Raw genomic sequence first — 13,413 nt, forward strand, 5'->3', positions numbered from 1 at the left:
TGTTCCCGAAAGGTTTGCGTCTACAATATTTGGGGGAACAAAAGAATAACAGCAAATTGAGGCGGTGAAAGAAATGTATAAGAATATTGCAATCGCATATGACGGGTCGGAAGGCAGCCGGCTGGCGCTGGAGAAAGGCATAGAACTTTCCAAGATTCTTCCAGGCTCGAAATTGACGGTCATCTATGTCAACGAGGAAGCGCAGGAACGCACGGGCTATATGGATGTCGGGCATGCTTCCGCCCCGGTAACTTCTGCCAATGTCGACAGTTCCTATGCACAGTTCATGCCGCAGGGAATCGGCGATGAAGGCTACCGGACACCCCAGGAATTCGACACTTCCCGTGCTTCGGAATACTCGAAGCATATGCACAATTCCATCCAGCAGCAGCTTGATGCCAAAAATGCGGAAGCTTCGGTCCTTGCACTTGAAGGGCCGGTCATCAAGACGATCACCGGCTTTATCGATGAACAGAATGTTGATTTATTGATTGTCGGCAATAGCGGAAAATCAGGATTGCAGAAATTTTTCGTCGGTTCAGTCAGCAGCAAGCTAATCAAGGATTCCAATTGCACCGTTCTTGTGGTGAAATGATCCCCCTGGGATGCGGGCTCCCCCCTCCTAAGGGGGATGTTTATTTTTATGACATATTTTTGACATAATTAAATGAATATCATATATTTATCTGTTTGCATTACGGCGCACATGGGTAAAGAATACTAATTAAACCAGCACGTAAATAAAGAAAGGAAGAAGGGGGCAGCCATGCCGAGACATACTGTATATTTTCTATCGTCACACCAACATCGCGGGCTGATGGCTGAAATTTGGGCGAGCCGCTTAATGCTGCCGGACTGGGAAATCAGAAGTGCGGCATGGAACCAACCATCTTTCAACGACATTCCAATAGAGGTGCTAAAGGAGATCATCTTGGAGATTCCGCCAGTCGAACAGCGCCTGTATAATCCCGAAGAAGTGAAACAGGCGGATTTAATCATAGCGTTGCATGACGGGGAATTCGAGCAAGCTGATATACCGGACGATTTGCCGATGCAGAAACTGGTGCGCTGGGATATCCCGAACCCCGAAATCCGCAGCACGGACACGAACGAAAAATGGGCTTTATACCAAGAGGTCTGCGATGCCATCGCAATGAACATCAAAGAAATGGAACCGTTTCTCAGGTCGCAATATGCGCAATAAATAAAAGGGCGCCATTCGAAATCGAATGGCGCCCTTTTATTTATTGTTTATACAGCACGGCACGTACAGGGCTTCCTTCCCCGCCGCGGATCTTCAATGGCAATGCGGCCAGTTGGTAGACACCTGGCGCAACCTCATCCAACACAATGCCTTCCAAGATGAAGCGCCCGTTGCAGTTCATCGCATGATGCATCGGCAGCTCTTTGCTCGTCTCAGGGTCCACCGACGGTACATCGACACCGAGCAGGCGGACGCCCTTGTCTTTCATCCATTCGGCGATCGCCGGGTCGAATACCGGCCAAGCTTCAGGAAACGCGCTGCGGTCTTGCCATGCGGCCGTCTTCAACAGCACGGCATTGACGCCATCGGCAAGCCCATCAAGGTCCTCTGCTCTCACTTGCCCCTGGCCTGCCACATCCATCACTTGGGCGGTCGTCAAATATACATCAATCGGCAATTCGTCAGTCTTTAAGCCATTCTCATCGTAATGGAATGGCGCGTCGATATGCGTACCGATATGCGTGCTTGACTTGAGTTCACCGATATTCACCGAGCCGCTCTCTTCTTTCGTGACCGATAAGCGATAGGAAAACGGCGTATCTCCCGGCCATTCAGGAGTTGAATTGTCCAGTGCCATCGAAATGTCTATGATCGATTTTGCCATTTACGCCACCACATTTCGTTCGTTGCTGAATTCTTTATACAGTTCATCCTCAATAATGTCCTGCAAGGCAAGGGCCACTTTTTCGACATCTTCAAAACTCGTGTAGAACGCGATCGGCGCGAGGCGGATAATATCCGGCGCACGGAAGTCCGGCACGATTCCCGCCTTTTTCAAGGCTTTACAGATGCGCGCCGCTTCGGGATGCGCGAGAGCGATATGGCCTCCTCGTTGATCATCCGCTTTTGGCGTTACATCTATTAAAGAAGGCACGAGCGCCGCAAGCTTCTCGCGCAGCATCGTCGTCAATTCCAGCGATTTGCTGCGGATCTTATCGATCCCTGCTTCCTCGAACAATTCCAGGCTGCCGATTAGCGGCGCCATGCTGAAGATGTTCGGCGTGCCGACCTGGTAAGCCCCGGCCCCTTCCGCTTTCGTGAAGCTATGGTCCATGTCGAATTGCTTCGCCTTGTCCGAACCGAACCAGCCGGCTATTCCAGGATTCAAATCGTGATGGCGCTCATGCAAATATAAGCCGCCTGTCCCGCCGGGACCTGAATTCATGTATTTGTAATGGCACCAGACAGCAAAATCTACACCTTCGTCATGCAAGTCATGTGGCATGGCGCCAGCTGAGTGGGCCAAGTCGAATCCTGCGATGATGCCTTTTGCATGCGCGGCTTCTGTAATCTCACGGAGCGGCAGCAATTGGCCGCTTCGGTAAAGGACCGACGGCAACAACAGGACCGCCACATCGTCTTTCATTTCCGCTAAAATATCTTCCAGCTCGAGCGTGTAGCCGTCGCGGCTTGGTACTTTGCGCATCGCGATTGCTGGATCTTGCCCGCGCAGGCGCAAATGGCTCTCCACTGCATAAATGTCCGATGGGAAATTCAGCTCATCGACCAAGATGACAAAACGTTCGTCTGTCGGCGCATAGACCGTCGACAGCATCTGGTGGATATTCGACGTGATCGAGCCGGTGACCATCACTTCATGAGCTTTCGCCCCGAACAAAGGCGCCGCTTTTTCGCTCAACGTCTCAGCCAGCGTAAACCATGGATGTTCGCCTTCTGTCCAGCCCTCGATACCGAATTGTTTCCAGCTGTCCATGAGCCCAATCAGCTTTGTTTCAGCACGCTTTGACATCAGGCCGAGCGAATTCCCGTCCATATAAATCGTTCCTGGTTCTACAAAAAACTCTTCTTTAAATTTAGCCAATGGATCTTGTTGGTCTCTCTGCATTGCCGTTTCCAAATCTCATCTCTCCATTCCTATAGAGCATAAGCCAGCGCACCGAGAAACGCCGTAATCAAGACGACTTTCCACGGAGCCAGTTTCAAATAGACTAACATTCCAAAGGCGGCAATCGCAATGGCGAAGTCGACCGGCCCTTGGATGGCGGAAGTGAAAACCGGATCATATAGCGCGGCCAGCAAAATACCGACAACCCCAGCATTGATGCCTTTTAAGGCCGCTTGAATGCCAGGCTTCGTACGGATGACGCTCCAAAACGGCAAGGTCCCGATGACCAACAGGAATGACGGCAAGAACATTGCGATGACGGCGATCAACACGCCGCCAACCCCGTTCATCAATTGCCCCAAATAAGCAGACAAAGTAAACAATGGCCCCGGAACGGCCTGTGCCGCCCCGTATCCTGCGATAAAGGCGTCTGCCGTCATCCAGTCAGGCACGACTTCACGCTCAAGCATCGGCAAGACGACGTGGCCCCCGCCAAAGACGATTGCGCCGACACGGTAGAAAATATCAAAAATCGCAAACGCGCTCGATTCAATGAACGGGCGCACAAGCGGCAAGCCGATCAGCAATGCCCCGAAAATCCCCCACGCGGCGAGGCCGGTCTTTTTGCCAAAGGTCAAGGCAAGCTTGACGGCATCGGGCGCTTGTTCCCTCCGGTACAATAAAAACCCGATGACGCCCGTCAATAGAATGACAACGATTTGTGCCCAGGCGGTCGGCACCAGCAAAATGGCGATGGCCGCACCAAAGGCGATCATTAGCCGCTGAACATCCGGTGTCAGTGATTTCCCCATGCCAAGCAAGGCATGCGCGACGACCGCGACGGCGACAATCTTCAAGCCCTGCAGCCAGGCGATATCGACCGAACCGCTGCTGATCAGCATGGCGAAAATCATCAAGGCAATGACAGAAGGCAAAGTAAACCCGAGCCAGGATAAAAATCCGCCCATGATCCCTCCGCGCAGCATGCCGATCGAGATGCCGACCTGCGAACTTGCAGGACCCGGCAGGAATTGGCATAACGCCACCAAGTCTGCATACGCTTTATCGTCCAACCATTTTCTTCTATGTACATATTCATCACGGAAATAGCCGATATGGGCGGCCGGCCCGCCAAACGAGGTCAAGCCCAGTTTGGTAGATGCTTTCAGGATTTCCACCCAGCGTTCTTTTCGCTTCACTATCCATCTCCCCTTCTCTTGTGGATTCTTTTCTATCATAACGGTTTGCTTATATGTTTCAATATTAAATCCGTGTAAATATTTTTACTGAATAATTAGTCTTTTTGGTGGTATACTTTTTAAAAGCCATAGCTGACAGTGAAAGGCACGGATCCACTGCATGAAGCTTTACACAATGCTTATCCGAATTGCCGACATTTCTTCCATCTTTCATTTCCAGGAGGTGCAAACTTTGCGTTCTTCCTTAACAGGACCGGCGCAAAGGAGTCATTTGGACATTCCCATACGAATAGCGGTGATTGCCACTTTGATCGGTTCGGCCGCATTCTTTTCTGCATGCGAATACGCTATCGTCAATATTCGCACATCGCGTCTCGATGAATCGGTCGCAAACAATAAAAAACAAGCCCAAGCCGCCATGAACATCGCGAGCCATGCCGATCTGTATTTATTCGCCTGCCAAGTAGGCATTGCTTTATCGGTGCTTGGCCTAGGCTGGGTGGGCCATGCGCTCGTGCAGGAAGCGGTGCAGCCCCTTGCCGAAAATCTTGGCCTGCCAGCTGTAAGTGCCGGCTGGCTAAGCTTTTTGGCGGCTTTTCTGGGGACAGCGTTGCTATTGGTCGTATTCGGCGAATTGTTCCCAAAGACATTCGCCATCCGCAATCCAGAACGTGTCCTCCTGATGTTCGCCGGACCGCTGGTTTTTGCTTATTGGATTTTATTCCCGCTTATCTTCCTGTTCAGCGCCATCGCCCGTTTAGGCTCCGCATTGTTCGGCGTCAAAAAATTATCGCATAGTGAAATGGGCCATACCGAAGAAGAACTGAAGTTGCTGTTGTCCGAAAGCCTGAAGAGCGGCGAAATCAATGTATCTGAATATGATTACGTCAACCGCATCTTCGAATTCGATGAACGCATTGCCAAAGAAATCATGGCGCCGCGCATGGAGATGAGCACGATCAACCACAACCTGAGCTTGCGTGATGTATTTTCATTGGAAGGAATCGAGCAATTCACGCGCTATCCGATTACGGACGGCGATAAAGACCATGTACTCGGCGTCGTGAATATGAAGCATTTATTGAGCGCTTACGTGAAAAATCCCGAGACCGGGAATTTGCCGGTGTCCGCCTTCATCCAGCCGGTCATCCAAGTCATCGAAACGATCCCGGTCAATGAGCTATTGCTGAAGATCCAGCGCGAGCGTATCCATATGGCCATTTTACGCGATGAATACGGCGGCACTTCGGGACTTGTCACCATCGAAGATATACTCGAAGAAATCGTCGGGGATATCCAGGATGAATTTGACATCGACGAAGCACCGGACGTCCAAAAACTTGGCGAAGACCATTATATTTTCAATGCCAAATTATTGCTCGATACCGTGAACGCCATTCTTGGGATTGACATCGATGAAGAAGACATCGATACTATTGGAGGATGGTTCATGGACATGCATTTCGATGCAGTCGAAGGCCAGAAAATCATCGAACAAGGCTATGAATTCCGCATCCAGGAAGTCGACGGCCATCACATCCTGTATTTAGAAGTTCAAAAAGCACCTGCTGAAGATCTTCCTGTATAATGGTATTCATGATACGGCCCTCTTTGGAGGGTCGTTTCCGTTTCCCCACAATCCAAGCTGGAGATGAATTGCAATGGAATTATACGATAATCTCCGCAAAGGAGAAAAAGGCGCCTGGCTCAGCATCGGGGCTTATCTGTTTTTAAGCGCCATCAAACTCGGCGTCGGTTTTTGGGGCGGCTCCGAAGCGCTGAAAGCGGACGGATTGAACAATGTCACTGATATCGTCGCTTCTGTTGCTGTGTTGATCGGATTGAGGATTTCCCAAAAGCCGCCGGATGACAACCATCATTACGGACATTTGAAAGCAGAGACGATCGCTTCCCTATTGGCCTCATTCATCATGGCTGTCATCGGCCTGCAAGTGCTGTTGAATTCAGTGAAGATGGTGTTCAACCCTTCTCTCGAACCGCCTTCCCCATTGACCGCTGTCGTCGCATTTTTCTCGGCAGCCGTCATGTATGGCGTATACCGCTATAACTTGAAGTTGAGCCGCGAGATCAAAAGTTCAGCCGTCCGGGCCGCTGCCTACGACAACCGTTCGGATGCGCTTGTAAGCGTCGGTGCCGGAATCGGCATCATCGGGGCTATTCTCGGGGCGCCGCTGATCGATTCGATCACTGCCTTCCTTGTGGGGCTCATCATCATCAAAACGGCTTTGGATATTTTCCGTGAATCGGTGTTGACCTTGACCGATGCGTTTGATGAAGAAGCCGTCGAATCGCTTTCCGTCTTGATTCGCCGCGTGCCGGGTGTACTGGACCTGCGCGATTTCAAAGGGCGCACCCATGGAAATGTCATGTTCATCGACTTGACCGTCAGTGTCGCGCCTTATTTGAATGTGGTCGAAAGCCATTGGATCACCGAAGAAATCGAACGGAAAATCCAGAAAGTGAAACCGAATTGCGTCGTCCTCGTACATATAGAGCCGGATTACTCAATAGAGGAGGACGAAGAGGATGGCTGACTTTTACGATCAGAAAAAAATCATTTTGGTTACGTTCGGCATCATTCTGCTCATTTCCGCTTTATTTGTTCCAGCCGCCGTGTTCTATCCGGCAAAAGTCGTCACCATTACCCCGGAGGCGGAAATCGTCGGCACGTCGTTCTGGTCGCTCTTGTTTGGCAGTGCGGGCATGGTATTGCTTGCGGCCACATTGTTCATGGCGGCGCTGATCGAGCAGCGGATGAAGGCTTGGCTATTGTCTGCTGCCACCGCAGCCCTTGGGCTCGTGTCGATCGCCTTTTCGCTCGGTGATTATTACTACATGACCAATGACGGTTTCACTTACAATCCGCCTCTGTCGTTCAATTCCTCCACCTATACATGGGAAGAATTTGAAAGGGTCGAAGAGCGGCTTCACAAAGAAGACGGGACCAGTTCTATCGAGTCGGTCGCTTATTACTTCCGGGACGGTGACATGGTCGAGTTCTCCAGTGGCCGGATTTTTGAAATGCACAGCTCCTTGGTACACCGCGTCGAAGCGGCAGGAGGCGAATTCACCCGGATTCAAGCGCAATAATAGAGAAAAACGCCTGATCGCAGAAGATCAGGCGTTTTTCTCTGGAGCTTTTATTCTGTCCGCTCGCCAGGCAAGGACGCAAGGCGGATGCCGTGTTCTACGAACAAGGCAGCGATGCCATGGCGGATCCGGCTTTCGAGGCGGTCTTTCATTTCAACATTCAAGACCCGTGCTTCCACTTGGAAATCCATCGAGGAATTGCGGAAATCGATGAATTGGGCGTCGGGTTTTTCATCAGGCACGCCCTCGACTTTCGCAATTTCACGTTCCGCAGCTTGCACCAGCAATTCCGAGACCAATTCCGTATCGCAGCCGTATTCGATACTGACAACGACTCGTGCGAACAGCTTGGCCCCTGAACGGTTTTTGACAATCTGTTCGATGAAATACTGATTTGGCACGACAAGCGTCCCGTCCTTATTTGTTTCGACGATCGTCGAGCGCAATTTGATTTTCGTGATGCGCCCGATTTTCTTATCGATTTCGACCATTTCACCGACTTCCATCGGCCGCTCGAATAAAATGATGATGCCCGAGACGAAGTTCGCGGCGATATTGCGGACACCAAAACCGATGCCGATGCCGAGCACGCTGAACACAACGCCTACCGCCCGCAAGTCCAGCCCGACAATCGTGAAGCTGACTGCAATCGCCAGAAACATCACGGCGTAGTATATGAGCCGGTTGATCGTATAACTCATGCCCAAGTCGACGTCGAACTGGCCATAGACATACGGCATGACAAAACTATTGAACGCCTTGACGACGCGGCTCGAAAAGGTGACGATCATGATAGCGACAACTATCAGCAAAATGGATACGCCGACCCCTTCCGTTTCATAAAAAGGCGTCGTCAGCCACTCCTCCTGCCAAAAATAAAACAGGAACAGCAAAATGCTGCCGTAAAAGGCGACCCAATTCAGGATATCTTCGAGTATCGGATAGATCCGCTCCTGATAGCCATCATGTGTTACGATCCGTTTCAGCACAGCCTGGGCAACCCACTTGCCTAGGAAGATCAGAAATAAATAAAGAAAGAACAAGAAAAATTCAGTGATGGATAAATTCCTCAGGACGCCGATTCCTTCAAATAATTGCTGTTTTTGCATATTCGCCTCCTTCCGCCGATTTCCTTGCTTCCATCAGAAGCTGAGCCCTACGCGTCACCTTTATAATCCGGCTGGTAGTCGCTGAGCAGGACCGGCCGGCGATCCACCGCTTTTGCCAGCCCGTCCAGTTTTCCTTGGATATAACGCCGGTCCAGCCGTTTGAAAGGTGAGCCCTCCAAATGTTCCAGTACATGCAGCTGCGTTTCCCAAATGGCCTCGTGATGAGCTTGGTCTGATAATTGTGCAGCATGTGTCAAGGCTTCAAGGATAGCGGCCACGACCGATACATCTTCTTTTCCATAATGGATCAATTGATGGAATGTCAGGTAAAGAAAATGCGGGAATGTGAAGAACGGATAACGTACGCGGTCTTTTTGTTTTTCATCCCTGATAGTGATTGCTCCGGTCTCCAGATGGCTTAATTTCCCAAGCAGACGGCCAATCCGTATGATGATGCCATTCGCTGTATTCGGGTCATTGATGCCTGGGGAAATCGCACGCAGCGCCACTTCGACCATTTTCTGGATAGCGAAATCGAGGTCCTGGTCAGTCGTCCGCTCCGTGCCGATCGTGATGAAACGATGAAGGTCGATGTCTTCCTGCTGGCGTTGGTAAACACGGAACAAGGGCGTATTCTCATGCACATACGAACCGATGCCATGGAAAATTTCAACTTCCAGCTCATGCTCCACCGCATACTCCGTCAAGTTGTCGAAATAGAGGAATTGGATATATCCGTCATTTTCGGCCAAAATGGTTTCTGCAAAGCCATCTGGATTCCACTGAGTTTCAATCTCCATTTCCTGCTGCTGCTTTTCACTATACGTATCGATGATGCGCTCAGTATCTTCTTCAAGTTCCTCGATCAACTTCTCCACCTGTACGTTCGTCGCAATGTGATGGATGAAGTATGCAAACGTCGACAAGCAAAGAAACGCAATGACAATCCCGACAAACGTGGAAATGACATCATGTGTATAAAGGGCGTCACGCATGAACAATAACGATAGCGTGTTATAGATGAAACCGCCCAAAAATACACCGAGCACGCGCCACGTTAGGCGGTCATGAACAAAATTCTTCAAGGTTCTCGGGGAAAACTGCGAGGAATACATCGTCAGCACGACCAGAATCGTGGAAAACGTAAATGTCGTCATCGTCAATAGCGCCCCGGCAAGTGCCCCCATGATCGTTTGGGCCAACTCCACATTGGTCAGCAGGATATCCGGAATGAATTCACGGTATTGCTGGATGACCAATAAATCCACATAAAAGAATGCTATAGACAATAATACGGCAAGGAAGCTGTAGATAGCTGGCGTCACCCATAATTTTTCCCGCCAATCGTAAAAGATCTTTTTCATAACTTCCCCCCTAAAAAATATTCACTTATTTCCCTGTTCCCCTATTCCATTTAGGGCAAACGCCGCTCCTGCGGCACTCAGTTAATTTGCCAGAGATGAGTAAGCGCTATAATATTCCGCCTTGCCCATGGGCATCCTCTTCAATTCAGAGGCTATCGATTGTCGAAATACTCTAAAAAAAGATTGACCCAAGCTTTATTTGCCCTTATCATTGTCTTAACTAACGGAAAGAGGTGAGGCAGTATGGTGACAATTTCAGTTCGTGCAACCCGCAACTTAATGATGTTTGCCATGTTGTCTCCCTCTGTGTATCGCTGACGGTACGCTTCTTTCCTATGCGCGGAGACCATGGCAGGCATTATTGCGCCATGGTTTTTTATTATGCGTTTTTATAGGAGGAATCTACATTGTCAATGATCAAACAATACGGATGGAATGAATCATTCGAACAAGCATTGCCGGACCAGAAACTGCCGGGACGTGTCATTCTCGAGCATAAGAGCGGTTACCGTGTCATGACCGATTTCGGTGAATGGCCGGCTACTTTATCCGGAAATTACCGCCATAGCCACAGCCGCGATGAATTTCCAAGTGTCGGCGACTGGGTGGCGCTGGAACAAATGCCCGGAGAAGACAAAGGCATCATCCACCAGCTGCTGCCGAGAACGTCGCACTTCACCCGGAAAGCGGCCGGGGAAACGTCCGAAATACAGACCATCGCCGTCAATCTCGACTACGTCTTCCTTGTCATGTCGCTCAATCACGATTTTAATGTCCGCCGCCTTGAACGTTATATGGTCGCCGCTTGGGATTCAGGCGCCATGCCGGTCGTCGTGTTAACGAAAAGCGACCAATGCGTTGACCCTGCCATTTACTTGAAAGAGGTCGCCGCTGCCGCATTCGGCATCGATGTGTTTGCCGTTTCGGCTTTGACTGGTGCCGGCATGGATGCCTTCAATCGCTATTTGACTGTGGGCAAGACCGGCGCTCTGCTCGGCTCTTCGGGTGTCGGGAAATCCTCGCTCATCAATGCGCTGACCCACAGCGACAAAATGGCGGTGCAGGACATCCGCGAAGACGACAGCAAAGGCCGCCACACGACGACGCACCGCGAACTGGTGCTGCTGCCGGGCGGCGGTTTATTGATCGACACGCCGGGCATGCGCGAATTCCAGCTTGCCGATTCCGCCGATGGGCTTGAGTCGAGCTTCCAGGACATCACGAGCCTTGCTGCCGAATGCCGTTTCCGAGATTGCAGCCACCAGCAGGAACCGGGCTGCCGCATTCAATCCGCACTCGCCTCCGGCGAATTGCCTGAAGAGCGCTATGCGAGTTATTTAAAATTGCTGCGTGAACTCGACTATATCGAACGGAAAAGCGATCTCGCCAAACAACAGGCAGAACGCGCGGTATGGAAACAGCGCACAAAAGAATCGCGCAGCCGCCCCGTCAAGAAAAGATAAAAGACTGCCGGATGGAAAATCCGGCAGTCTTTTTCAATTCTCTTTAATTGGCGTATTCTGTCAGGCCGTGTTTAACCGCATAAAGTGCCGCTTGCGTCCGGTCCTGGACTTCGAGTTTGATGAAGATATTGGAAATATGGGTTTTCACCGTCTTCTCCGTCACGAACAAAGCAGACGCTACTTCCCGGTTGCTTTTCCCTTTGGTCAACTCGGCGAGCACTTCCGCTTCCCGAGGCGTTAAAGGATGAAGGATGTGTGGCGGCGGGTCTTCCGGCGCTTTCGCCAATTCCGACGAAGCTTTCGGATGCAGTGTGTTCTCCCCGCGCATCAAGCTGCGCAGCGATTCGACCAATTCATCCGGCTCGATATCTTTCAGCTGATAGCCTGCCGCTCCTGCTTCAATCGCCGGAAGGATATGGTCGCGGTCGGAAAAGCTCGTGAGCATCAACACAATGATATCCGGATAGGACTCCTTGATTTTCCGGGTTGCCTGGATCCCGTCCATTTCCGGCATGACCAGATCCATCAAGACGATATCCGGCTGCAGCTCGCCAACCATCCTGACGGCTTCTACACCGTTTGCAGCTTCCCCGACCACTTCAATGTCTTTTTGGGTTTTCAGGAAAAACAGCAGGCCTCTTCTTACTACGTGATGATCATCCGCAATCAATACTCTCATCTTGCCACTCCTTTAATACGGAATCCGTACCAGGATTTCCGTTCCTTTGCTTAATTCACTCGACCAGTCAGCCGTGCCGCCTTCCGCTTTCGCCCGGTCGCGGATGCTCTGTATACCGATCGACGGGATTGCGCCGTGTGCAGGGGAAAAACCGAGTCCTTCATCTTTGATGACCAATAAGACATCTGTCGGTGTAATTGTCACGTAGATTTGGGCAGCGCTTGTGCCCGCATGCTTGCGCACATTATTCAGTGCTTCCTGTGCAATGCGGAATAAAGTCTCTTCCGTTCGTGACGGCAATTGGATCACGCCGGACACTTTCGTTTCCATCGCGAGGCCGAGCATTTCCCCGTACGCTTTGATGGCGTCGATCAAGCCGCTCTCCAGCCCTTTCGGCCGCAATTGCCAAATCAGCGCCCTCATTTCGTTGAGCGCTTCCTGGCTGAGATGCTGGATGTCGCGGAATGTGCTTTTTTGCGCTTCGTCTTCCGCCATTTCGATGCCGCCCCTCGCCGTCAAGGTGACCGAGAACAACAGCTGATTGACGGAATCGTGCAAATCCCGCGCAAGTCTGTTGCGCTCTTTGACGAGCGCTAATTCCTGTTCCTGCTTGGTCAGGACGATGCGTTTGATAGCGGAGCCAATTTGGAAAGCGACCGATTCCAATAAAGCCAGTTCGTCTTTTGAAAAGCGCACCGTATCGGCCGCAGCGATATTGAGCAAACCGAATTTTTCCTTGCCGGATTGTAACGGCACGGTCGCGTGATGCGAGATATTGCCGGTTTTGCCATGTGCCGCTTTGGCGTTTTCGATGCGCTGGCAGGCGATGATGTTCGACGCCTTTTCCAAATCGCCGTCATGGTAGCGCTTGACGCACCAGCAGCCGCCTTTCGTCAAATGGCGGCAATCCCGCTCCTCGAGCGCATCCGGCAAATTGGCTTGTGCTACAAGCCTATGCTTGCCTTTTTCATCAATGAAAAAGATCCATGCTGTTTCGAAATTGGAGTTTTGCAGCAGCTTATCGATCGCACCGCCGAGCATGCGCTCCATATTCGTTTCTTCGTTCAACAATTCCGCGATCTCTTTCAATAAGATGACGTCCGAATGCTGTTCAGGCACCATGGGCTGATCCCTCCTAGTTGCTATTGTAACGATATGAACCGGCGCTTGCCTCATTCTTTCGAATGAAAAAGCTCCCTCTATGGGGAGCTTTTCAAGTTGTCGTGAAAAGTAAGAAGTCGTATTTTCCGAAGCTTATCGCTCGCTTTCCGTGGGGCGGGAATCGAGCCTCCCCGGCTTGCTCCACTTTCGCTATGCTCAAGCGTCGCAAATGAATGAACTCAGCGAAGCTTGGCTCATTCATTCCCTGCGGGGTCTC

The 13,413-nt window shown here is 50.9% G+C and carries 13 protein-coding genes; 6 read left to right on the plus strand and 7 right to left on the minus strand.

Annotated elements, in window-relative coordinates; genetic code table 11:
- Positions 1-73 precede the first annotated feature (73 nt).
- A complete protein-coding gene (locus DP119_RS13210; RefSeq protein ID WP_112233617.1) occupies positions 74-595 on the plus strand; it encodes a universal stress protein in 522 nt (173 codons plus the stop codon).
- A gap of 171 nt (positions 596-766) precedes the next feature.
- A complete protein-coding gene (locus DP119_RS13215) occupies positions 767-1,204 on the plus strand; it encodes a low molecular weight phosphatase family protein (RefSeq protein ID WP_112233618.1) in 438 nt (145 codons plus the stop codon).
- A gap of 40 nt (positions 1,205-1,244) precedes the next feature.
- On the opposite strand, the gene kynB is transcribed toward DP119_RS13215, so the two are convergent.
- From kynB to chrA, 3 genes are read right to left on the minus strand one after another with little or no spacing between them, the layout of a single operon-like run.
- A complete protein-coding gene (gene kynB, locus DP119_RS13220; RefSeq protein ID WP_112233619.1) occupies positions 1,245-1,868 on the minus strand; it encodes an arylformamidase in 624 nt (207 codons plus the stop codon).
- Complete coding sequence (gene kynU / locus DP119_RS13225; RefSeq protein ID WP_112233647.1) at positions 1,869-3,110, minus strand: kynureninase; 1,242 nt, start codon at positions 3,108-3,110, stop codon at positions 1,869-1,871.
- 29 nt (positions 3,111-3,139) lie between these two features.
- A complete protein-coding gene (chrA, locus tag DP119_RS13230; protein WP_205853883.1) occupies positions 3,140-4,348 on the minus strand; it encodes a chromate efflux transporter in 1,209 nt (402 codons plus the stop codon).
- Between the two features lie 193 nt (positions 4,349-4,541).
- On the opposite strand from chrA, the gene DP119_RS13235 reads away from it, so the two are divergent.
- The 3 genes from DP119_RS13235 to DP119_RS13245 all read left to right on the plus strand — a co-directional run bounded on the left by DP119_RS13235 (position 4,542) and on the right by DP119_RS13245 (position 7,420).
- On the plus strand, positions 4,542-5,897 hold the full coding sequence (locus tag DP119_RS13235; protein ID WP_420812316.1) for a hemolysin family protein: 1,356 nt from the start codon (positions 4,542-4,544) through the stop codon (positions 5,895-5,897).
- A gap of 73 nt (positions 5,898-5,970) precedes the next feature.
- Positions 5,971-6,864 carry a cation diffusion facilitator family transporter gene (locus DP119_RS13240; RefSeq protein ID WP_112233622.1) on the plus strand — a complete coding sequence of 298 codons (894 nt, stop codon included), beginning with the start codon at positions 5,971-5,973 and terminating at the stop codon, positions 6,862-6,864.
- A complete protein-coding gene (locus tag DP119_RS13245; RefSeq protein WP_112233623.1) occupies positions 6,857-7,420 on the plus strand; it encodes a hypothetical protein in 564 nt (187 codons plus the stop codon). The genes DP119_RS13240 and DP119_RS13245 overlap by 8 nt, the downstream gene beginning before the upstream one ends.
- A 50-nt stretch (positions 7,421-7,470) precedes the next feature.
- On the opposite strand, the gene DP119_RS13250 is transcribed toward DP119_RS13245, so the two are convergent.
- Together DP119_RS13250 and DP119_RS13255 are read right to left on the minus strand one after the other, a co-directional pair.
- A complete protein-coding gene (locus tag DP119_RS13250) occupies positions 7,471-8,529 on the minus strand; it encodes a mechanosensitive ion channel family protein (RefSeq protein ID WP_112233624.1) in 1,059 nt (352 codons plus the stop codon).
- Positions 8,530-8,576: 47 nt separating this feature from the next.
- Entirely contained in the window at positions 8,577-9,893 is a 1,317-nt protein-coding gene (locus DP119_RS13255; RefSeq protein ID WP_112233625.1) for a DUF2254 domain-containing protein, read from the minus strand.
- A 407-nt stretch (positions 9,894-10,300) separates the two neighbouring features.
- Here DP119_RS13255 and rsgA point away from each other — a divergent pair, with 407 nt between their 5' ends.
- Positions 10,301-11,356, plus strand: a complete 1,056-nt coding sequence (gene rsgA, locus DP119_RS13260; RefSeq protein ID WP_112233626.1) for a ribosome small subunit-dependent GTPase A — start codon at positions 10,301-10,303, stop codon at positions 11,354-11,356.
- A 43-nt stretch (positions 11,357-11,399) separates the two neighbouring features.
- Here the strand turns inward: rsgA and DP119_RS13265 are convergent, their stop codons facing one another.
- Both DP119_RS13265 and DP119_RS13270 read right to left on the minus strand, forming a co-directional pair.
- The gene (locus DP119_RS13265) at positions 11,400-12,035 is read right to left on the minus strand and encodes a response regulator transcription factor (RefSeq protein WP_112233627.1); all 636 of its coding nucleotides are present in this window, start codon (positions 12,033-12,035) and stop codon (positions 11,400-11,402) included.
- Positions 12,036-12,047: 12 nt separating this feature from the next.
- Positions 12,048-13,157: a GAF domain-containing sensor histidine kinase gene (locus DP119_RS13270; RefSeq protein WP_112233628.1), complete on the minus strand. Its 1,110-nt coding sequence runs from the start codon at positions 13,155-13,157 to the stop codon at positions 12,048-12,050.
- Positions 13,158-13,413: the final 256 nt, after the last annotated feature.

Origin of the sequence: Planococcus maitriensis (genome assembly GCF_003289925.1) — a bacterium.
Taxonomy (GTDB): Bacteria; Bacillota; Bacilli; order Bacillales_A; family Planococcaceae; genus Planococcus; species Planococcus maitriensis.

Bases quoted from the DNA above. Each gene is read 5' to 3' on its own strand.
- DP119_RS13250 (WP_112233624.1), bottom strand. From the start codon at position 8,529: ATGCAAAAACAGCAATTATTTGAAGGAATCGGCGTCCTGAGGAATTTA.
- DP119_RS13270 (WP_112233628.1), bottom strand. From the start codon at position 13,157: ATGGTGCCTGAACAGCATTCGGACGTCATCTTATTGAAAGAGATCGCG.
- DP119_RS13245 (WP_112233623.1), top strand. From the start codon at position 6,857: ATGGCTGACTTTTACGATCAGAAAAAAATCATTTTGGTTACGTTCGGC.
- DP119_RS13210 (WP_112233617.1), top strand. From the start codon at position 74: ATGTATAAGAATATTGCAATCGCATATGACGGGTCGGAAGGCAGCCGG.
- chrA (WP_205853883.1), bottom strand. From the start codon at position 4,348: ATGATAGAAAAGAATCCACAAGAGAAGGGGAGATGGATAGTGAAGCGA.
- kynU (WP_112233647.1), bottom strand. From the start codon at position 3,110: ATGCAGAGAGACCAACAAGATCCATTGGCTAAATTTAAAGAAGAGTTT.
- DP119_RS13255 (WP_112233625.1), bottom strand. From the start codon at position 9,893: ATGAAAAAGATCTTTTACGATTGGCGGGAAAAATTATGGGTGACGCCA.
- DP119_RS13265 (WP_112233627.1), bottom strand. From the start codon at position 12,035: ATGAGAGTATTGATTGCGGATGATCATCACGTAGTAAGAAGAGGCCTG.
- kynB (WP_112233619.1), bottom strand. From the start codon at position 1,868: ATGGCAAAATCGATCATAGACATTTCGATGGCACTGGACAATTCAACT.
- DP119_RS13240 (WP_112233622.1), top strand. From the start codon at position 5,971: ATGGAATTATACGATAATCTCCGCAAAGGAGAAAAAGGCGCCTGGCTC.
- DP119_RS13215 (WP_112233618.1), top strand. From the start codon at position 767: ATGCCGAGACATACTGTATATTTTCTATCGTCACACCAACATCGCGGG.